At 41.6% G+C, this 22282-nt stretch carries 19 protein-coding genes and 1 pseudogene; 19 read left to right on the top strand and 1 reads right to left on the bottom strand.

Annotation, left to right across the window (positions count from 1 at the left end; translation table 11 throughout):
- The first annotated feature begins 4 nt into the window (after window positions 1-4).
- The 19 genes and pseudogenes from AB9N12_RS19585 to metH all read left to right on the top strand — a co-directional run bounded on the left by AB9N12_RS19585 (window position 5) and on the right by metH (window position 20692).
- On the top strand, window positions 5-1558 hold the full coding sequence (locus tag AB9N12_RS19585; protein ID WP_369893752.1) for an SLC13 family permease: 1554 nt from the start codon (window positions 5-7) through the stop codon (window positions 1556-1558).
- Between the two features lie 15 nt (window positions 1559-1573).
- Complete coding sequence (gene cysC / locus AB9N12_RS19590; protein WP_369893753.1) at window positions 1574-2182, top strand: adenylyl-sulfate kinase; 609 nt, start codon at window positions 1574-1576, stop codon at window positions 2180-2182.
- 7 nt (window positions 2183-2189) lie between these two features.
- Window positions 2190-3098, top strand: coding sequence for a sulfate adenylyltransferase subunit CysD (cysD, locus tag AB9N12_RS19595; protein WP_369893754.1), 909 nt, complete (start codon window positions 2190-2192; stop codon window positions 3096-3098).
- Window positions 3099-3110: 12 nt separating this feature from the next.
- On the top strand, window positions 3111-4571 hold the full coding sequence (cysN, locus tag AB9N12_RS19600) for a sulfate adenylyltransferase subunit CysN (protein ID WP_369893755.1): 1461 nt from the start codon (window positions 3111-3113) through the stop codon (window positions 4569-4571).
- Window positions 4572-4602: 31 nt separating this feature from the next.
- On the top strand, window positions 4603-5709 hold the full coding sequence (locus AB9N12_RS19605) for a sulfotransferase (RefSeq protein ID WP_369893756.1): 1107 nt from the start codon (window positions 4603-4605) through the stop codon (window positions 5707-5709).
- Window positions 5710-5734: 25 nt separating this feature from the next.
- On the top strand, window positions 5735-6703 hold the full coding sequence (locus tag AB9N12_RS19610) for a PCMD domain-containing protein (protein WP_369893757.1): 969 nt from the start codon (window positions 5735-5737) through the stop codon (window positions 6701-6703).
- A gap of 201 nt (window positions 6704-6904) precedes the next feature.
- Window positions 6905-8044: an OmpA family protein gene (locus AB9N12_RS19615; protein WP_369893758.1), complete on the top strand. Its 1140-nt coding sequence runs from the start codon at window positions 6905-6907 to the stop codon at window positions 8042-8044.
- Window positions 8045-8118: 74 nt separating this feature from the next.
- Window positions 8119-8538 carry a Holliday junction resolvase RuvX gene (ruvX, locus tag AB9N12_RS19620; protein ID WP_369893759.1) on the top strand — a complete coding sequence of 140 codons (420 nt, stop codon included), beginning with the start codon at window positions 8119-8121 and terminating at the stop codon, window positions 8536-8538.
- Between the two features lie 39 nt (window positions 8539-8577).
- Window positions 8578-9131 (top strand): annotated as a pseudogene (gene def, locus AB9N12_RS19625) (peptide deformylase).
- A gap of 76 nt (window positions 9132-9207) precedes the next feature.
- A complete protein-coding gene (locus AB9N12_RS19630) occupies window positions 9208-11244 on the top strand; it encodes a tetratricopeptide repeat protein (protein ID WP_369893760.1) in 2037 nt (678 codons plus the stop codon).
- An 83-nt stretch (window positions 11245-11327) separates the two neighbouring features.
- A complete protein-coding gene (gene thrS / locus AB9N12_RS19635; protein ID WP_369893761.1) occupies window positions 11328-13268 on the top strand; it encodes a threonine--tRNA ligase in 1941 nt (646 codons plus the stop codon).
- Window positions 13269-13340: 72 nt separating this feature from the next.
- Complete coding sequence (gene infC, locus AB9N12_RS19640; protein ID WP_369893762.1) at window positions 13341-13952, top strand: translation initiation factor IF-3; 612 nt, start codon at window positions 13341-13343, stop codon at window positions 13950-13952.
- A 66-nt stretch (window positions 13953-14018) separates the two neighbouring features.
- Window positions 14019-14216 (top strand): 50S ribosomal protein L35, encoded by a 198-nt coding sequence (rpmI, locus tag AB9N12_RS19645; RefSeq protein ID WP_004326827.1) that lies wholly within the window; start codon window positions 14019-14021, stop codon window positions 14214-14216.
- Between the two features lie 98 nt (window positions 14217-14314).
- A complete protein-coding gene (rplT, locus tag AB9N12_RS19650) occupies window positions 14315-14665 on the top strand; it encodes a 50S ribosomal protein L20 (RefSeq protein WP_369893763.1) in 351 nt (116 codons plus the stop codon).
- Window positions 14666-15023: 358 nt separating this feature from the next.
- On the top strand, window positions 15024-15785 hold the full coding sequence (locus tag AB9N12_RS19655) for an EFR1 family ferrodoxin (protein ID WP_369893764.1): 762 nt from the start codon (window positions 15024-15026) through the stop codon (window positions 15783-15785).
- A gap of 230 nt (window positions 15786-16015) precedes the next feature.
- Entirely contained in the window at window positions 16016-16816 is an 801-nt protein-coding gene (locus tag AB9N12_RS19660) for a hypothetical protein (protein WP_369893765.1), read from the top strand.
- Window positions 16817-16848: 32 nt separating this feature from the next.
- On the top strand, window positions 16849-17394 hold the full coding sequence (locus AB9N12_RS19665) for a Yip1 family protein (protein ID WP_369893766.1): 546 nt from the start codon (window positions 16849-16851) through the stop codon (window positions 17392-17394).
- 10 nt (window positions 17395-17404) lie between these two features.
- Window positions 17405-17857: an SsrA-binding protein gene (gene smpB, locus AB9N12_RS19670; protein ID WP_369893767.1), complete on the top strand. Its 453-nt coding sequence runs from the start codon at window positions 17405-17407 to the stop codon at window positions 17855-17857.
- 87 nt (window positions 17858-17944) lie between these two features.
- Window positions 17945-20692, top strand: a complete 2748-nt coding sequence (metH, locus tag AB9N12_RS19675) for a methionine synthase (RefSeq protein WP_369893768.1) — start codon at window positions 17945-17947, stop codon at window positions 20690-20692.
- 246 nt (window positions 20693-20938) lie between these two features.
- Here metH and AB9N12_RS19680 read toward each other — a convergent pair whose 3' ends face one another.
- Window positions 20939-22279 (bottom strand): transposase, encoded by a 1341-nt coding sequence (locus tag AB9N12_RS19680; protein ID WP_369893776.1) that lies wholly within the window; start codon window positions 22277-22279, stop codon window positions 20939-20941.
- Between the last annotated feature and the right edge of the window lie 3 nt (window positions 22280-22282).

Genomic DNA, 22282 nt, shown 5'->3' on the forward strand with positions numbered 1-22282 from the left:
TTATATGACATTTGAAATTGTATTTGTACTATTATGCCTATTAGGAATGGTAGCGGCTTTGGTGGCGGATAAGATGCGACCGGGCATGATACTTTTTTCGGTAGTGGTTTTGTTTCTGTGTGCCGGCATTCTGACTCCTAAGGAGATGTTGGAAGGGTTTAGCAACAAAGGGATGATTACCGTTGCTCTGTTGTTTCTGGTGAGTGAGGGGATCCGCCAGTCGGGCACATTAGGACAAGTGATTAAGAAATTGCTTCCGCAAGGAAAGACGACTGTATTTAAGGCACAGTTGCGTATCTTACCTTCGGTGGCATTTATTTCCGCTTTTCTGAATAATACGCCTGTTGTGGTTATTTTTGCTCCGATTATCAAGCATTGGGCTAAGTCGGTGAGTCTCCCGGCTACGAAGTTTCTGATTCCTCTTTCTTATGTGACTATTTTGGGAGGTATCTGTACATTGATCGGTACTTCTACCAATCTGGTGGTGCACGGTATGATATTGGAAGCAGGATTCGAAGGCTTTTCTATGTTCGAACTCGGAAAGGTGGGTATTTTTATCGCTATTGCCGGAATCATTTATATATTTCTTTTTTCCAAACGTCTTTTGCCGGATGCACGTCCGGATACGGCTGTGCCGGATGAGGAAGTAGAGGAAGGGGGGAGGTTGCATCGGGTAGAGGCTGTGTTGGGTGCCCGTTTTCCCGGTATCAATAAAAAACTGAAGGATTTTAATTTCCAACGCCATTACGGTGCGGAGGTAAAAGAGATTAAAACACGCAGCGGACAACGTTTTGTGTCGAATCTGGAGGATGTGGTGCTCCACGAAGGGGATACGTTGGTTGTGATGGCTGATGATACGTTTATACCGACATGGGGGGAATCTTCTGTGTTTGTCTTGTTGACGAATGGGAATGAGCCGGATATTACAGGGAAAAAGAAGCGTTGGCTTGCTTTGTTGTTGCTGGTTTTGATGATTGTCGGCGCAACGGTGGGGGAGCTTCCGGTAACTAAGGAGATGTTTCCGGATATCAAGCTGGATATGTTTTTCTTTGTGTCTATTACGACTATTATTATGGCATGGACGAATCTGTTCCCTGCCCGTAAATATACTAAATATATTTCGTGGGATATTCTGATTACTATTGCTTGTGCTTTTGCCATCAGTAAGGCGATGGTAAACTCCGGGGTGGCGGATAGCGTTGCAAGGTTTATTATCGGGTTGAGTGATGATTACGGCCCGCATGTGTTGCTCGCAATGTTGTTTATCATTACGAATTTGTTTACGGAACTGATAACGAATAATGCAGCTGCTGCCTTGGCTTTCCCGCTGGCATTGTCGATTGCTTCCCAATTGGGAGTCAGTCCTACCCCTTTCTTTGTGGTGATCTGTATGGCTGCATCTGCCAGCTTCTCGACACCGATCGGTTATCAGACTAATTTGATTGTGCAAGGTATCGGTAACTATAAGTTTACGGATTTTGTACGTATCGGGTTACCGCTTAATATCATCACTTTCTTAATTTCTATTATTCTGATCCCGTTGATCTGGAACTTTTAATAATTGAATCTGTAAATGGAAGAAAAGAATCATATATATCCGATATTTGACCGCATGATGACGCGGCAGGATAAAGAAGAACTGTTGGGGCAACACAGCGTGATGATCTGGTTTACCGGATTGAGCGGTTCAGGAAAGAGTACGATTGCCATTGCATTGGAACGTGAACTTCATAAGCGCGGATTACTTTGCCGTATCTTGGATGGGGATAATATCCGTAGTGGAATTAATAATAACCTGGGATTCTCCGAAACGGACCGGGTGGAAAATATCCGTCGCATAGCGGAAGTGTCGAAGTTGTTTCTGGATAGTGGTATCATTACGATTGCTGCATTTATCAGCCCTAATAATGATATTCGCGAAATGGCTGCAAACATTATTGGTAAGGATGATTTTCTGGAGGTTTTTGTTAGTACTCCGCTGGAGGTATGTGAGAAACGTGATGTGAAAGGGTTGTATGCGAAGGCACGGAAAGGGGAAATTCAGAATTTTACAGGGATCTCTGCACCTTTCGAGGTTCCCGAACAGCCGGCTTTGTCACTGGATACTTCCCAATTGACGTTGGAGGAGTCGGTGAACCGTCTGTTGGAGCTTGTTTTGCCCAAAGTGAAGTGTATAAAATGAAATAAATATGGAAGAATATAAATTAAGCCACTTGAAAGAACTCGAAGCCGAGTCTATTCATATCATTCGCGAGGTGGCGGCGGAATTTGAGAATCCGGTGATGCTTTACAGTATCGGAAAGGATTCCTCAGTGATGGTACGCTTGGCTGAAAAAGCGTTTTATCCAGGGAAAGTGCCATTCCCATTGATGCATATCGATTCGAAATGGAAGTTCAAGGAGATGATTCAGTTTCGTGATGAATATGCGAAAAAGTACGGATGGAATCTGATCGTTGAAAGTAATATGGAGGCTTTTCATGCAGGGGTGGGACCTTTTACGCATGGAAGTAAAGTGCATACGGATTTGATGAAGACGCAGGCTTTGCTTCATGCATTGGATAAGTATAAGTTTGATGCTGCATTTGGCGGTGCTCGTCGTGATGAGGAGAAGTCACGCGCGAAGGAACGTATTTTCTCTTTCCGGGATAGGTTTCACCAATGGGACCCGAAAAATCAGCGTCCTGAATTGTGGGATATTTATAATGCCCGCGTACATAAGGGGGAAAGTATCCGTGTATTCCCGATTAGCAACTGGACTGAACTGGATATTTGGCAGTATATCCGTTTGGAGAATATTCCGATCGTTCCGCTGTATTATGCTAAAGAGCGTCCGGTGATTAATCTGGATGGTAATCTCATTATGGCGGATGATGACCGTTTGCCTGAAAAGTACCGTGACCAGATTGAAATGAAGATGGTTCGTTTTCGTACGTTGGGCTGCTGGCCTTTGACAGGGGCGGTGGAAAGTGGAGCTGCTACGATTGAAGAGATTGTGGAAGAAATGATGACTACGACGAAGAGTGAACGCACTACCCGTGTGATTGACTTTGATCAGGAGGGTAGCATGGAACAAAAGAAACGTGAAGGATACTTTTAATTTAAAAAAGTAATGGCAGATAATAAATTAGATATAAAAGCTTTTCTGGACAAGGATGAACAGAAAGACTTGTTGAGACTGTTGACTGCGGGTTCGGTAGATGATGGAAAATCAACGTTGATCGGACGCTTGTTGTTTGATAGTAAGAAACTGTATGAGGATCAGTTGGATGCACTGGAACGTGATAGTAAGCGTGTCGGAAACGCAGGCGAGCATATTGACTATGCGTTATTGCTTGATGGCTTGAAGGCTGAACGTGAACAGGGAATTACGATTGACGTGGCTTATCGCTATTTCTCAACGAATGGCCGTAAGTTTATTATCGCGGACACTCCGGGGCACGAACAGTATACCCGTAATATGATTACTGGAGGGTCTACGGCTAACCTGGCTATTATCCTGGTGGATGCCCGTACCGGAGTGATTACCCAGACCCGTCGCCACTCTTTCCTAGTGTCTTTGCTGGGAATCAAGCATGTGGTATTGGCTGTTAACAAGATGGATTTGGTGGATTTCTCGGAAAAACGTTTTAATGAGATTGTGGCTGACTATAAGGAGTTTGTTGCTCCATTAGGTATTCCTGATGTCAATTGCATTCCGCTTTCTGCATTGGATGGAGATAATGTGGTGGATAAATCGGAACGTACTCCGTGGTATAAAGGGGTTTCTCTGCTCGATTTCCTTGAAACGGTTCATATTGATAATGACCATAATTTTACGGATTTCCGTTTTCCGGTTCAGTATGTGCTTCGTCCGAATTTGGATTTCAGAGGATTCTGCGGTAAGGTTGCATCCGGTATCGTCCGTAAGGGGGATACGGTGATGGCTCTTCCTTCCGGAAAAATGTCTAAGGTGAAAAGCATTGTGACTTATGACGGGGAATTGGATTACGCTTTCCCGCCGCAGTCTGTGACCTTGACACTGGAGGATGAGATTGACGTGTCGCGCGGTGAAATGTTGGTGCATCCTGACAATTTGCCGACGGTGGATCGTAACTTCGAAGCTATGATGGTTTGGATGGATGAGGAACCGATGGATGTAAATAAGTCATTCTTTATTAAGCAGACTACCAATTTGAGCCGTACACGAATTGATACGATAAAGTATAAGGTGGATGTGAATACCATGGAGCATCTGTCTCTGGAAAATGGTCAGCTGACTAAAGAAACGTTGCCGTTGCAGTTGAATCAGATTGCCCGGGTGGTGCTGACCACGGCTAAGGAATTGTTCTTTGATCCTTATAAGAAGAATAAATCTTGTGGCTCATTTATCCTGATTGACCCGATCACCAATAATACTTCGGCAGTAGGTATGATTATCGACCGAGTGGAAATGAAAGATATGAGTGACACGGAGGATATTCCGGTATTGGATATGGCAAAATTGGGAATTGCTCCGGAACATTACGAAGCGGTAGAAAAAGCTGTGAAGGAACTGGAACGCCAAGGGCTTGCAGTGCGACTCATAAAATAGATTTTTTAATTTTTAATTTTTAATTCATAAAGTGGGATTACTCGAATTTAACAAACTTCCGATTAATACATTGGTAGGGGCAGACTGGAAAACATTCAAGGCTATCACCGCCAGTCGTGAAATTGATGCAGCCTACAAAGGTAAATACCGATTGACGAAGGCTGTGTGCCGATTGCTTTCTCCACTGGCGTCATTACAAGACAGGCGTTATGAGAAGTTGTTGGCTAATCAGCCATTGGAGCATGACCCGGTGTTCATTCTGGGACACTGGCGGAGTGGAACTACATTTGTACATAATGTGTTCTCTTGTGACAAGCATTTTGGGTATAACACTACTTATCAGACTGTATTCCCTCATCTGATCATGTGGGGACAGCCTTTCTTCAAAAAGAATATGAGTTGGCTGATGCCGGATAAGCGTCCGACGGATAATATGGAGCTGGCAGTGGATCTTCCCCAGGAAGAGGAGTTTGCTTTGTCGAACATGATGCCTTATACATATTATAATTTCTGGTTCCTGCCGAGATATCAACAGGAATATGCTGATAAATATCTTTTGTTTGATGATATAACGGATGCCGAATTGAAGGTGTTTGAAGAGGTGTTCACTAAGTTGATTAAGATTTCTTTGTGGAATACTCATGGTACTCAGTTCCTTAGCAAGAATCCTCCGCATACCGGAAGGGTGAAGGAATTGGTGAAAATGTTCCCGAATGCTAAGTTTATTTACTTGATGCGTAATCCGTATACTGTATTCGAATCTACACGCAGTTTCTTTACTAATACGATTCAGCCGCTGAAATTGCAGGATATTAGCAATGAACAGTTAGAGGAAAATATCCTTTCTATTTATGCCAAGCTTTATCATAAGTATGAATCGGATAAGAAATTTATTCCGGAGGGTAACTTGATGGAAGTGAGGTTTGAAGATTTCGAAGCGGATGCGATGGGTATGACGGAAACTGTTTATCAGTCTCTTTCTATTCCAGGATTTGCCGAAGCACGTAGTAATATAGAGAAATATGTGGGCGGAAAGAAGGGATATAAGAAGAATAAATATAAATACGATGACCGTACGATCCGTTTGGTAGAGGAGAACTGGGGTTTTGCTTTGAAGCAATGGAATTATAATTTATAAGAAGAAAAAGAAAGGAATAGTATTGATGATTCAGAAAAACGTTCATCGACTGTTGATGACAGCTTGCGTTGCATTTATTTCTTCTTTGTCTTTGATGGCGCAGCATAAAGTTGAAATGCTCCCTTTTGGGGATATGGACCAATGGGTGGACCGTCAGATAAAGGAGTCGAGCATTATTGGTGGGAATACGAAGAATGTATATGCGATAGGACCAACGATGGTGATCAAGGGAGATCAGGCTTATAAAAATATGGGCGGATCGCCTTGGGGTACTTCGAATGTAATGGCGAAGGTTGCCGGTATAACGAAAACTAATACTTCGGTCTTTCCGGAGAAACGGGGAGATGGATATTGCGCCCGTTTGGATACACGCATGGAGAGTGTAAAGGTATTAGGAATTGTTAATATTACGGTATTGGCAGCAGGTTCTATTTTCACCGGTTCGATGCATGAGCCGATTAAGGGTACTAAAAATCCACAGAAAATGTTGCAGACCGGTATTCCGTTTACAAAGAAGCCGGTTGCTCTTCAGTTTGATTACAAAGTGAAGATGTCTGACCGGGAGAATCGTATCCGTGCTACCGGTTTCAGCAAGATTACAGATGTTCCCGGAAAAGATTATCCGGCAGCTATCCTGTTTTTGCAGAAACGCTGGGAGGATGCCAATGGTAATGTGTATGCGAAACGGATAGGGACAATGGTGACTTATTACTATCATTCTACGGACTGGAAAAATAATGCAACTTATGAGATTATGTATGGTGACATAACGAATCGTCCGGAATATAAGTCTCATATGATGCGTCTGCAAGTGACCGAAAACTATACGGTGAACAGCAAAGGTGAAAGTGTGCCTATCCATGAGGTGGCTTGGGGGAATGAAAAAGATGTTCCGACTCACATGTGTCTTCAGTTTACTTCCAGTCATGGAGGGGCTTATATTGGCTCTCCGGGAAATACGCTATGGATTGACAATGTAAAACTGATATATTAATAAAGTATAGTTGTTCTATGAGAATCTGTTGATGAATGAAAAATTACGTGTTTTTTTGTTTGTATTATATTAAATATCTATATTTGCACTAAATTTTAAAAGAAGGGGATGTTTATTGTCTCTTTGTCAGGTATAGGGCATTTGATGTGCATCTATCCTGTAAGACAATTTTGAATATATTATTTACTAAAATAACTAGAGATGAAAAAGGGTTTATTGTTTATTTTATTGGCAGCAGCCTCTGTATGTCTGCCTGCACAAGAAAAAGAAAATGCAGCAAAGAGTTATAGTGTGGAAACGAATCGCTTTGGTGCTAACTGGTTTATCAGCGGTGGAGTTGGTGCACAAATGTACTTTGGTGACAACGACAGTAAGGCTAGTTTTGGAAAACGTATTGCTCCGGCGCTTGATATTGCCGTAGGTAAGTGGTTTACTCCGGGATTGGGATTGCGTGTTGCATATAATGGCCTTCAGGCTAAAGGGGCATCTCCGGAAGCAGATGATCTTTATGTAAAAGGTGGCACTTATTCGAATGGGTATTACAAACAAAAATGGAATGTTGCTAATTTCCATGGTGATGTGATGTTCAACCTTTCTAATATGTTCTGCGGATATAATGAAGAGCGTGTTTATTCATTTATTCCTTATGTAGGTGTTGGTCTAGTACATTCATGGACAAAACCGGTCGAGAATAATCTTGGTCTAAATGCAGGTTTGATTAACCGTTTCCGTTTGTCTTCAGCATGGGATCTGAATGTGGAATTGCGTGGATTGTTAATGAAAAATGCTTTTGGTGGCGCAAGCAAAGAAGGTATGGCCGGTGTGACTGTTGGGCTTACTTACAAATTTAAGAAACGTGGTTGGAATGCTGTTCCTACTGTACCGATGGTTCCGGAAAGCCAGTTGAACGATATGAGAGACAGAGTTAACGCTCTGAAGAGTGAAAACGAATCTTTGAAACGTGACTTGGTGGAAGCTCGTAACAAGAAACCGGAAGTGATCGTTAAGAAAGAAGCCGGATTCGTTCCACGTCTGGTTGTTGTATTCAATATCGGAAAGAGCAACATCAGCAAGAGAGAATACATGAATATCGAAGCGATGGCTAAGGGTATCAAAGCAACTGATAAAGTATTTACTGTAACCGGATATGCTGATAAGGGTACTGGTTCTGCTGAATACAACATGAAGTTGAGTAAGAAGAGAGCTGAAGCAGTTCGTGACCTGATGGTTAATGAATTTGGTGTTTCTGCTTCTCAATTGAAGGTTGATTACAAGGGTGGTGTAGACAACATGTTCTATGATGACGCTAAGTTGAGCCGTGTAGCTATTGTTGAAGAATAATATACTTTTGAAATAATAGAATAAAAAAGGCGTTTCCTTTCACGGGAAGCGTCTTTTTTGTATTTTTGTACCCCATGAGCAGAATAGTAGCAATAGATTATGGAAGAAAGCGTACCGGAATAGCTGTGAGCGATACAATGCAGTTGATCGCAAACGGATTGACGACTGTGCCTACACATCAGCTTCTGGGCTTTATCGGTGCATATATAGCAAAAGAACCGGTGGAGCGGATTATTATTGGACTGCCTAAGCAAATGAATAATGAGGTTTCGGAGAATATGAAGAATATAGAGCCTTTTGTTCGGTCGCTGAAAAAGCGCTACCCGGATCTTCCGGTCGAATATGTGGACGAACGCTTCACTTCTGTTCTTGCACACCGTACCATGCTGGAGGCTGGTTTGAAGAAAAAAGACCGACAAAATAAAGCATTGGTGGACGAGATAAGTGCTACTATTATTTTGCAAACATATTTGGAGAGTAAACGTAGTATATAGGACATAAGAATAATTTAATTTTTTAGTAGAGTATAAAATATGATTTTACCTATTTATGTATATGGTCAACCTGTATTGAGAAAGGTTGCAGAGGATATAACACCGGATTATCCGAATCTGAAAGAGTTGATCGAGAACATGTTTGAAACAATGGTACATGCGGACGGTGTAGGATTGGCCGCTCCACAGATCGGCTTGCCTATTCGCGTAGTCACAATTACATTGGATCCTCTTTCGGAAGAATATCCTGAATTTAAAGACTTTAATAAGGCTTATATCAATCCCCATATTCTGGAAGTAGGGGGGAGAAAGTGAATATGGAGGAGGGATGTCTAAGTCTTCCCGGTATTCATGAAACAGTGAAAAGAGGTAATAAGATTCGCGTGAAATATATGGACGAAAATTTTGTGGAGCATGAGGAAGAGGTGGAAGGTTATCTGGCTCGGGTGATGCAACATGAATTTGATCATTTGGATGGTAAAATGTTTATCGATCATATCTCGGCACTCCGTAAGCAGATGATTAAAGGAAAACTGAATACGATGTTGAAAGGCAAAGCGCGTAGTTCTTATAAGATGAAACAGGTAAAATAAAGATAAAAAACGTTTATATCCCTGTTAAGTAAGCGAAAAGCATTATTTTTGCTTCGTTTACAAGTATAAAATATCAATGATAAAAAGAATCTTAACCGTTTTATTACTGTTCCCAACGCTGGTGTGTGCGCAGATAAATACGGATCGGGTGATGACTATTGCTCGAAACGCTCTTTATTTTGAGGATTATGTTCTTTCTATTCAGTACTTTAACCAGGTTATTAACGCTAAGCCTTATTTGTATGAACCTTATTTCTTCAGGGCATTGGCAAAACTGAATCTGGAGGATTTTCAAGGTGCTGAGGCGGACTGTGATGCAGCTATCCAACGCAATCCGTTTGTGGTGGGTGCTTATCAAATTCGTGGTTTGGCAAGGATTCGTCAGAGTAAATTCGATGGGGCGATTGAGGATTATAAGAAAGCATTGCATTATGATCCGGAGAATATCACCTTGTGGCATAATCTGACCTTATCTCACATCCAAAAGAAAGATTATAATTCTGCGAAAGATGATTTGGAAAGTTTACTGAAAGTATCCCCGCGTTATACCCGCGCTTATCTGATGAGGGGGGAAGTGGCTTTGCAACAGAAGGATACGATTGCTGCCTTGAATGACTTCAATAAAGCGCTAGATTTGGATAAATATGATCCGGACGCGTGGGTTGCAAGAGCGATTGTGAAATTGCAGCAGGCCCGGTATGCAGAAGCGGAGGCGGATCTCAACCGTGCTATTCCGTTGAGTGCTAAGAATGCGGGAATTTATATTAACCGTGCATTGGCCCGGTTTCACCAAAATAATTTGAGAGGTGCCATGAGCGATTACGATCTGGCATTGGATATTGATCCGAATAATTTTATCGGTCACTATAATCGTGGTCTGTTACGTGCTCGGGTAGGGGATGATAACCGAGCTATTGAAGACTTTGATTTTGTCATCAAGATGGAGCCGGATAATATGATGGCTGTCTTTAACCGTGGATTGCTGCGTGCACAAACAGGTGATTATCGCGGAGCTATACAAGACTATACCACTGTTATCAATCAGTATCCAAATTTCCTCACCGGATATTATCAGCGTTCGGAAGCCCGCAGGAAGATTGGAGATAAGAAAGGGGCCGAGCAGGATGAATTTAGAGTTATGAAAGCACAGATAGACAAGCAAAACGGTGTGACGAATAAGGATGTAGCACAGAATGCGGACAAAGATAAGGAGAACGATGGTGAAGAGGGAGAGAAAACCCGTAAGAAGTCTGATAAGAATATGAATAACTATCGTAAGATAGTGATTGCGGATGACTCGGAAGTGGAACAACGTTATACAAGTGATTATCGTGGACGAGTGCAGGATAAGAACGTGAATATAACGCTGGAAGCGATGTTCGCTTTGACTTATTATGAGAAGATGAGTGACGTGAAGCGTTCGGTGAACTTCCATAAATATATTGAAGACATGAACCGTACGGGTATACTTCCGAAACGTCTTCGTATCACAAATATGGAAGCTCCGTTGACGGAAGAACAGGTGAAAGTTCATTTTGCCTTGATTGATACGCATACATCGGCGATTGTGGAAGATGACAAGAATGCTTCGAAACGTTTTGCCCGCGCGATTGATTTTTATCTGGTGCAGGACTTCTCGAGTGCGGTATCAGATTTGACCCAGGCCATCATGTTGGATGGCGATTTCTTCCCGGCATATTTTATGCGTGCGTTGATCCGTTGTAAACAGTTGGAATATCAAAAGGCTGAACAAGCTGTCGAAACAGATGTTGTTCCGGGTGATAATAAGCGCAAAGAGATTACTGCGGTAGATTATGAAGTGGTCAGAAAAGATTTGGATAAGGTGATTAATCTGGCTCCGGACTTTGTATATGCGTATTATAATCGTGCTAATGTTTCGGCTATGCTGAAAGATTACCGGGCCGCGATTACCGATTATGATAAGGCTATCGAACTGAATCCGGATTTTGCAGATGCTTATTTCAACCGTGGGCTTACTCATATTTTCTTAGGTAATAATAAACTTGGAATTTCTGATCTGAGTAAAGCCGGTGAGTTGGGGATTGTGTCCGCTTATAATGTTATCAAACGTTTTACGGATCAGTCGGAATAACATTTTTTTGATAAAAAACAGAAAACTCAAAAGATTTAGTTACTTTTGCGTTCAAATTATGGAAAATATAACATCATCATATTATGATAAAGATAACATTTCCCGATGGCTCTGTTCGTGAGTATAACGAAGGGGTGAACGGTTTGCAGATTGCTGAAAGTATCAGTCCGCGTCTGGCACAGGAGGTGCTGGCATGTGGGGTGAATGGCGAGACTTATGATTTAGGACGTCCTATTGATGAAGATGCTAATTTTATTCTTTATAAATGGGAGGATGAAGAAGGTAAGCATGCGTTCTGGCATACAAGTGCACACTTGTTGGCGGAGGCTTTGCAGGAGCTTTATCCGGGTATTCAGTTTGGTATCGGACCGGCTATTGAAAACGGATTCTATTATGATGTGGATCCGGGTGAAGCCGTGATTAAAGAAAGTGACCTTCCTGCCATTGAAGCAAAAATGTTGGAACTGGCTGCAAAGAAAGAAGACGTGGTCAGAAAAAGCATTGCAAAGACAGATGCTTTGAAAATGTTTGGTGACCGTGGAGAAACATATAAATGTGAATTGATTTCCGAACTGGAAGATGGACACATTACGACTTATACCCAGGGGGCGTTTACTGATCTTTGCCGTGGTCCTCACTTGATGACGACTGCTCCGATCAAAGCTATTAAATTAACTTCTGTGGCGGGTGCTTACTGGCGTGGTCATGAAGATCGTAAGATGTTGACCCGTATTTATGGCATCACGTTCCCGAAGAAGAAAATGCTGGATGAATATCTGGTATTGCTGGAGGAAGCGAAGAAACGAGATCATCGCAAGATCGGTAAGGAGATGCAGTTGTTTATGTTCTCCGAGACGGTAGGTAAGGGACTTCCTATGTGGTTGCCGAAGGGTACTGCATTACGTCTGCGTCTGCAGGAGTTCTTGCGTCGTATACAGACACGTTACGATTATCAGGAGGTGATTACTCCGCCAATCGGTAATAAGCTGCTGTATGTGACTTCGGGGCACTATGCAAAATATGGCAAGGATGCTTTCCAACCTATCCATACTCCGGAAGAGGGGGAAGAGTATTTCTTGAAACCCATGAACTGTCCTCACCACTGTGAGATTTACAAGAACTTCCCGCGTTCTTATAAAGACCTTCCGTTGCGTATAGCTGAATTTGGTACGGTTTGTCGCTATGAACAAAGTGGTGAGTTGCATGGATTAACCCGTGTGCGTAGCTTTACACAGGATGATGCGCATATCTTCTGTCGTCCGGAACAGGTGAAAGATGAATTCCTTCGTGTGATGGATATTATATCTATTGTGTTCCGTTCTATGGATTTCCAGAATTTTGAGGCGCAGATATCTTTGCGTGATAAAGTGAATCGTGAAAAGTATATCGGTAGCGACGAAAATTGGGAAAAAGCTGAACAGGCTATTATCGAGGCTTGTGCGGAAAAAGGCTTGCCTGCCAAAATTGAGTATGGAGAGGCTGCTTTTTATGGTCCTAAACTTGATTTTATGGTGAAAGACGCTATCGGGCGTCGTTGGCAGCTAGGTACGATTCAGGTTGACTATAACTTGCCGGAGCGTTTTGAGCTTGAATATATGGGCTCTGATAATCAGAAACATCGTCCGGTAATGATTCACCGTGCTCCGTTCGGGTCAATGGAACGTTTTGTCGCCGTATTGATTGAACATACTGCCGGTAAGTTCCCATTGTGGCTGACACCGGAACAGGTAGTTATTTTGCCAATCAGTGAGAAGTTCAATGAATACGCAGAACAGGTAAAGACGTATCTGAAAGTGCATGAAATCCGTGCGATTGTGGATGATCGTAACGAGAAGATCGGTCGTAAGATTCGTGATAATGAAATGAAACGTATTCCTTACATGTTGATTGTCGGTGAGAAGGAAGCGGAAAATGGAGAAGTTTCTGTTCGTAGACAAGGCGAAGGTGATAAAGGAACTATGAAATTTGAAGAATTTGCTAAAATTTTGAATGAAGAAGTTCAGAATATGATAAATAAATGGTAACTTTGCAGCCGTTTCAGAATAAAATATTTAGTATAACAATAAAAAGAACAAATCAGGAAGTAAACGTTTTTAATGAAGAATGACACTCTAAAAGGGCAATACAGAATCAATGAACAGATTCGTGCCAAGGAAGTTCGCATAGTAAGCGATGATATTGAACCGAAAGTATATCCAATCTTTCAGGCTCTGAAAATGGCTGAAGAAAAAGAATTGGATTTAGTGGAAATTTCTCCTAATGCTCAACCCCCTGTTTGTCGTATTATTGATTATTCTAAATTTCTTTATCAATTAAAGAAACGTCAGAAGGAACAGAAAGCAAAGCAGGTGAAGATTAATGTGAAGGAGATTCGTTTTGGTCCCCAGACAGATGACCATGATTACAACTTTAAGTTGAAACATGCCAAAGGGTTTTTGGAAGATGGCGATAAAGTGAAGGCTTATGTATTCTTCAAAGGTCGTTCTATCCTTTTCAAGGAACAGGGTGAAGTACTTTTGCTTCGTTTTGCAAATGATTTGGAAGATTATGCAAAGGTGGATCAAATGCCGATATTGGAAGGAAAACGTATGACTATTCAGCTTTCTCCAAAGAAGAAAGAAGCTTCTAAAAAGCCTGCAACGGGCGGAGCACCCAAACATGCTGCTCCTGCACAAAAAGCAGAGAAGCCGGAAATGAGTGCAGAATAAGAGGATGCGTAACGCGCAGGTATAGTGCGTTGCCATTATATATTTAATAATTTAAAAACAAGTAAGATGCCAAAGATGAAGACTAACTCCGGTTCTAAAAAAAGGTTTACCCTTACCGGAACAGGTAAAATCAAAAGAAAGCACGCTTTTCATAGTCATATTTTGACTAAGAAAACTAAGAAGAGAAAAAGAAATCTGTGCTACTCCACAACTGTTGATACAACAAATGTAAGCCAGGTTAAGGAACTCTTAGCGATGAAGTAATCAAAAGCGTAAAAGTATTATTAAAGTATTAACCGAATGCATTAGCCTGAAGTTCGCTGCGTGAAGTAGCGGCGCTAACATTCAAAAAAAGTAAAACTATGCCAAGATCAGTAAATCATGTTGCTTCAAAAGCAAGAAGAAAGAAAATTTTGAAATTGACCAGAGGTTACTTTGGTGCGAGAAAGAATGTATGGACCGTAGCTAAAAACACTTGGGAAAAGGGGTTGACTTACGCGTTCCGTGACCGTAGAAATAAGAAAAGAAACTTCCGTGCTCTTTGGATACAACGTATCAACGCTGCCGCACGTCTTGAAGGAATGTCTTATTCTAAACTGATGGGTGGTCTGCACAAAGCCGGCATTGAAATAAACCGTAAGGTTTTGGCCGATTTAGCTATGAATCACCCGGAAGCTTTCAAAGCTGTAGTTGCTAAGGCAAAAGATGCTTAAGTTTCAACAGATATGAGTTACAAAGTGTCAGTTACTAAGCTAGTAACCGGCACTTTTTTTTTGTTAGGCAGATAAAAGGGAATGAAAAAAATATGAGTCGGTAAACAAATTCCTTTTTTTTCTTGTTAATCTCATAGATTCTGATTACATTTGTGATACAAAAATATTAGCCGCGTCGACTGGATCGGGAAACTCATCAAATTAATCTGATGCACCGAGAAAGCTTCGTTCTTCAATGGCGGGCCACATCCTTCGGGACAGCTTTAAGCCGGTGGATTACAAAGAAGGCGAGCGCTCAAATCTTGTTCTATCAGAGTTTCATCACATCGTCGATGCGGCTTTTTTTATATACTTTTCTATGATATTTTATTTCTCTGGTACAGGTAACTCTAAGTGGATTGCAAATCAGCTTTCCAAAGGACAAAAAGAAGAGTTGGTTTTTATCTCTGATGCATTAAAGGATGGAGTATTGGAGTTTTGTTTGCGGGCGGATGAAAAGGTCGGTTTTGTATTTCCTGTCTATTCGTGGGGACCTCCCGGAATTGTATTGAACTTTATTAGACAACTCGTTTTAAAGGAGTATAAAGGACAATATTTGTTTTTTGTTTGTTCCTGTGGTGATGATACCGGGCTTACCCGGCAAGTGTTGGCGAAGGCATTAAAGAATAAAGGCTGGGAATGTCATGCCGGTTTTTCGGTAACCATGCCTAATAATTATGTATTACTTCCCGGTTTTGACGTAGATGATAAAGAGTTGGAAGAGAAAAAACTGGCGGATGCTGTTCTGACTGTCAGTAAAATAAATGCATTGATAAGTAAGAGAGAAGCTGTGTTTCTCTGTCATGAAGGGAGTATGCCTTTTATCAAGACGAGGATTATAAATCCGCTGTTTAACCGTTTTCAGATGTCTCCCAAGCACTTTTATGCTACGGATGCTTGTATTGGGTGTAAGTGCTGTGAGAAGAGCTGTCCGGTAGGGAATGTTACAGTTGTGGACGGAAGACCTGTCTGGGGAATGGATTGCACCTCATGTCTGGCATGTTATCATGTTTGTCCGCAGCATGCAGTGCAATATGGAAAGAGAACGAAAGATAAGGGACAGTATTTCAACCCCAATTAATCTACTGGCTATTGCTAAACATAGGTAAGGCAAATATACAAATAGTGATTTTTAATTTTCAATGGTAGCTTTTTATACTTCAATAGATCATCTGAAAAAACAATCGAATACTCAAAAAGAGGATTGTCATATAAAATAAAAATAAGATCTGATGCAGTATTTTTTAAGTCCTTGCATTTATTAATTATGAATTAGAATTTATATCTTTGCAAAATCTAAAAAATATGTTTATGAAACAGATGAAATTTTTCTTGGTGGCTTTGATGGTATTAACGAGTGTGTCTTTTACTTCTTGTATGAAAGGAGAAGATAATACCGTTGTTTCTGTGTTTGGTATAATCACTCTAAAGAGTAATTTTCCACAATGTGAATTTCAGGTAGCAGGGGGAGGAGTAACTTTTATATCAAATAAAACAGTAGAAAGTTTGATGAATGCCACTCCTGGTGATATTGTATTTTTGAGTGCTCAATATGATACAGAAACGCAGCCTGTTGACCAAAATACATCTAAAATTTATGTTGATGTAAATTTTGCTATAAAAATAAATGGTAATGTGTCAGCAGGCTCATATCCTATGGAAGTTAGTAAATCTTTAGCTAATCGTACAATTATGCCTTTAAGCAATTATCAAGGTGCTCTACCTTCGATGTATGGTTCAGATTGGGTTGTTATTCCTATTCCTTATTATACAGAAAAATATGAAAATATTTCTCAGCATTCGTTTACGCTGGCCTATTTTAAAGATGAGGAGGTTAAAAATTCAATATTGAAATTGCATTTGTATCATAAATCATCGGAAGCTATTGATAAAGAAAAGACGGTAAATATTGCTTATAATCCGTATGAAGCTTATAAAGCATTTAATATAAGTCCTTTAATTTCTTCTTTTAAAAATGATAATGATGGACAAACTCCTCAAAAGATTGTTGTTGTAACTCAAGAAAGTAGTTCTTCTATTGAAATCACAGGAGAAAATACTGATAAGTACACAGAAAAAGAATATAATGTTGAAGGTTATACTGCAAAATAGCATTGAACTACAAAGAACTATTTAACATAGCAATGAAATTGATTTCCTCTCCGGCCAAGGCTTGGGAGGAAATTTCTATGGAGGAGGATAGACGAAAAGTATATATGGCTTTTGTCTATCCTATGATTGGTTTATGCGGCTTGTCCGTATTCATCGGTTCATTACTGACGAATGGATGGGGTGGCCCGCAAAGTTTCCAGATAGCTATGACTAACTGTTGTGCCGTAGCTGTAGCCCTGTTCGGTGGCTACTTTCTGGCAGCTTATGCCATAAATGAAATGGGAGCAAGAATGTTTGGTATGCATAGCAATATGCCGTTGACGCAACAATTTGCAGGATATGCGCTTGTTGTGCCTTTCTTACTCCAGATTGTAACTGGACTATTACCCGATTTTAGAATTATTGCCTGGTTGCTGCAGTTCTACATCGTCTATGTGGTATGGGAGGGAGTTCCTGTACTGATGGGAGTGGAAGAAAAACAACGATTAAAATATACCCTTTTGTCGTCTGTATTGTTAATACTATGTCCGGCGGTGATACAAATTGTGTTTAACAAACTGACGGCCATACTTAATTAATTGTGTGAAGATGAAACAACCCTCTGTAAATATAAAGAATAAACGGGCTACGTTTGATTATGAGCTGATAGATACCTATACAGCAGGTATTGTGCTGACCGGTACGGAAATCAAATCCATTCGTTTGGGAAAAGCAAGCCTGGTAGATACGTTTTGTTATTTTGCGAAAGGCGAATTGTGGGTGAAGAACATGCACATCGCCGAATATTTCTATGGATCGTACAATAACCACACGGCACGTAGAGAGAGGAAGTTGTTACTTAGTAAAAAAGAATTGGAAAAACTCCAGCGGGAGATGAAAAATCCTGGTTTTACGATTGTTCCTGTACGCTTGTTTATCAATGAAAAAGGTTTGGCGAAACTAGTAGTCGCTTTGGCGAAAGGTAAGAAAGAGTATGATAAACGAGAATCTATAAAGGAAAAAGACGACCGTAGAGATATAGCAAGAATGTTCAAGCGGTAAGTCACCGCTAATAAGATAGACGCTGGACTGAGAAGAGCCTGGCTGATGATGGCAGAGTAGGTTATTAGGTATTAATGTGATAGGGTAATGAAAAAGACAATTTCTCAAGTTGTATCCGAGCGCATCCTTATTCTGGATGGGGCAATGGGTACAATGATTCAACAATATAATCTTAAAGAAGAAGATTTTCGTGGTGAACGCTTTGCGCATATTCCCGGACAGCTGAAAGGGAATAATGATCTATTATGTTTGACACGACCCGATGTGATTCAGGATATTCATCGTAAATATCTGGAAGCGGGTGCGGATATCATCGAGACCAATACGTTTAGTTCGACCACTGTTTCCATGGTTGATTATCATGTGGAAGAATACGTACGTGAGATGAATCTGGCAGCCGTAAAACTAGCCCGTGATCTTGCTGACGAGTACACTGCAAAGAATCCCGATAAACCTCGTTTTGTAGCCGGTTCTGTAGGACCGACCAATAAGACTTGTTCTATGAGTCCCGATGTGAATAACCCGGCTTATCGTGCTTTGAGTTATGACGAATTGGCTACATCCTATCAGCAACAGATGGAAGCAATGCTTGAAGGTGGGGTAGACGCCATTCTGATTGAGACAATCTTTGATACTCTAAATGCCAAAGCTGCAATTTTTGCTGCTGAACAAGCTATGAAAACGACAGGCGTGGAAGTACCTGTCATGTTATCTGTAACGGTGTCCGATATTGGCGGACGAACATTGTCCGGTCAGACATTGGATGCATTTCTTGCTTCTGTACAACATGCCAATATCTTTTCTGTCGGCTTGAACTGCTCATTCGGTGCCCGTCAGTTGAAACCATTTCTGGAACAGTTGGCAGCTCATGCACCTTATTATATTAGTGCCTATCCGAATGCCGGATTACCGAACAGTCTGGGTAAGTATGACCAGACACCTGCGGATATGGCTCATGAAGTGAGAGAATATATTGAAGAAGGATTAGTCAATATTATTGGTGGTTGTTGTGGTACGACAGATGAATATATTGCTGAATATCAGTTGCTTGTAGAAGATGCTAGACCACATGTTCCTGCTTCTGCACCAGATTGCATGTGGCTTTCCGGACTTGAATTATTGGAAGTTAAACCAGAAATTAACTTTGTAAATGTCGGTGAACGTTGCAACGTAGCCGGTTCACGTAAGTTTCTCCGTCTGGTAAACGAAAAGAAATATGATGAAGCTCTCTCCATCGCCCGTCAACAAGTGGAAGACGGTGCCTTGGTGATTGACGTCAATATGGACGACGGACTGTTGGACGCAAAAACAGAGATGGTTACTTTCCTGAATCTTATCATGTCCGAACCGGAAATAGCCCGTGTTCCGGTAATGATTGACTCTTCCAAATGGGAAGTGATTGAAGCCGGCTTGAAATGTCTGCAAGGAAAGTCAATCGTTAACTCTATTTCCCTGAAAGAAGGCGAGGAGGTTTTCCTTGAACATGCCCGTATCATTCGCCAATATGGAGCGGCAACCGTTGTAATGGCTTTCGATGAGAAAGGACAGGCAGATACAGCCGCCCGTAAAATAGAAGTTTGCGAACGGGCTTATCGTCTTTTGGTAGATAAAGTAGGTTTTAATCCTCATGATATTATTTTTGACCCCAATGTGCTTGCTGTAGCCACAGGGATTGAAGAGCATAATAACTATGCTGTGGATTTTATTGAAGCTACTTCATGGATCAAAAAGAACCTTCCGGGTGCTCATGTTAGCGGAGGAGTCAGTAACCTTTCTTTCTCTTTCCGTGGCAATAATTATATCCGTGAGGCGATGCACGCTGTATTCCTTTATCATGCCATTCAGCAAGGAATGGACATGGGGATTGTGAATCCGGGAACTTCTGTGTTATATAGTGATATTCCGACCGATGTATTGGAGAAGATAGAAGATGTTGTCTTGAATCGTCGTCCGGATGCAGCGGAACGTCTGATAGAATTGGCGGAATCTCTGAAAGCAACTATGAACGGAACTGCCGGACAACCGGCCGCCAAACAAGATGTGTGGAGAGAAGAATCCGTTCAGGAACGCTTGAAATATGCTTTGATGAAAGGAGTTGGAGATTTCCTTGAAAAGGATTTGGCGGAAGCATTGCCGCTTTATGATAAAGCGGTTGATGTGATTGAAGGGCCGTTGATGGATGGAATGAATTATGTAGGCGAGTTGTTTGGTGCCGGTAAGATGTTTCTTCCTCAGGTTGTGAAAACTGCCCGTACGATGAAGAAAGCTGTAGCTATCCTGCAACCGATTATTGAATCGGAAAAAGTGGAAGGAAGTGTTTCGGCAGGAAAAGTGTTGTTGGCAACAGTGAAGGGTGATGTGCACGATATTGGAAAAAATATTGTAGCGGTAGTGATGGCTTGCAATGGTTATGATATTGTAGACCTGGGAGTGATGGTGCCTGCAGAAACTATTGTACAGCGTGCTATTGAAGAAAAAGTGGATATGATTGGGTTGAGCGGTTTGATTACTCCCTCTTTGGAAGAAATGGTACATGTAGCTATGGAACTCGAAAAAGCAGGACTGGATATTCCTCTTTTGATTGGTGGAGCTGCTACATCGAAAATGCATACGGCATTGAAGATTGCTCCTGTCTATCATGCACCGGTGGTACATCTGAAAGACGCTTCTCTGAATGCAAGTGTGGCTTCCAAATTGTTAAATCCGCAGTTGAAAGCCGAACTGGTGAAAGAACTGAAGACAGAATACGAGGTACTCCGCGAAAAAAGCGGTTTACTGAAACGTGAAACTGTTTCGTTGGAAGAAGCTCAGAAAAATAAGTTGAATCTGTTTTAGATAGTATCACAATGAAAACAATCGGTTTCTTATGTCGATAATATCTTCTCATGTAGAAGTGTGTGTGGAATATTCAGTAAATGTTCCCCCCAAATACCATGGCATATGAAGATGATAGAGTATAATCACTTCATATGCCATTATTATTGTCATTTTTCTGTATATTCTCATATACTCTTATCTGACAATACATGAAGTTCCGGAAGAAGTCTTCTGACCTCTTCTGATTCTTTCAGTAAACTCATATCATGCAGCTTTCCCCGTTCTGTTCCTGATCTTGTCAATCACCAGTATGGCATTTGCTGTATGTATTCCGAAGAAAATCCACAGGATTTCCGTCTTCTTGTTCCTTGCCTTTATCCTTGCGAGCGAGTAATGTTGCTTTTGAGTGCCGAAGCTTCCTTCAAGCCGTGTGGCCCTTTCTTTTGAGAGTTCGCTTCTAAGCAGCTTCCTCAAAGGCTCATCTTTGCCCTCCCTTCCCTTGCGCACAAAGGATGTGGATATCCCATATTTAGTACAGAACTTTCTGTTGGCATTATTGGCATATATGGAATCGGCAGCCACACATCTTACCCTTACATTCATCAGCTTCTGCTGCATACGGATACAGTCCTTCAAGCGTATCCCCTCATTGAAAGCCTTGAACGAGAGGTGTTCGATGAACGATATGCCGTCTATCTGTATATTATTGACCTTTGCACCGAACTCGACGGACTTGGTTTCCTTGCCTCTGACGATGGGACGTACATAATGACGGTCGATGCTTATGATGCGGTCACTGACTTTTCGCCCTTCAAACATTTCCTTTTCCTGTACAAGCACCTTTCTGATGATGGAAAGACGCTTATGGTAATCCTGCGTATATCGGAGTAAAGCACCGTACTCGCTATGGAGCCCATCCCTTTGACTGAGGAGCTTTTCAAGAAGCTTGATCATACGGCGCTTAAGCATTCTTGTCCTTGAAGCTCTCCTCTTTCTTTTCTTGCAGTAGGACAGATAGGATTCCGCCACATTCCTGTATTTGTTGCGCGGACGCCTTATGCCCAGATCCCTGCAATGCCGGCATATATGCCTGTAGAGCCATTCGATGCTTTCCCAAAGGAGTTTCATGTCCGTAGGAAAACGCATGTGGCTCTCATAGCATGTGGCATCGGTCATGCAGACGTGAAGGTTATCAAGATAAGGTTTCCAGTGTGAAGCCAGGATCTCCTGGAAGGAATCAATGTCAAGGCGGGATGCTATCTCATTACGGATGGCACTGACTATCTTGAAGTTGGTTATGGGAAGGGACGGGGGGATCATGATTCCACAGAACATCTGGTAGTGTATGTTCCCGTTCAGATGTTCCACCAGTTTCCTGTCGGAGAATCCGGTGTATGCCTTCAGGACCATAAGGGCGATCTTTGCGGAAGGACTGAATATGTTCCTGCGGCCCCAACGTTGTTCAGACAGGCCTGCGGCTTTTGCCATACGATCAAATGGAAAGACCGAATGAAGCCTGCCAAGCTCACTCTCATGAAAACTCTTGCGGCATTTTTCCAGAATATCAAATTCTGTAAAGCCCAAAGTTGGGTGGATTTCTGAAATTTT

The sequence above is a fragment of the Bacteroides sp. AN502(2024) genome (genome assembly GCF_041227145.1).
In the GTDB taxonomy this organism is placed as follows: Bacteria; Bacteroidota; Bacteroidia; order Bacteroidales; family Bacteroidaceae; genus Bacteroides.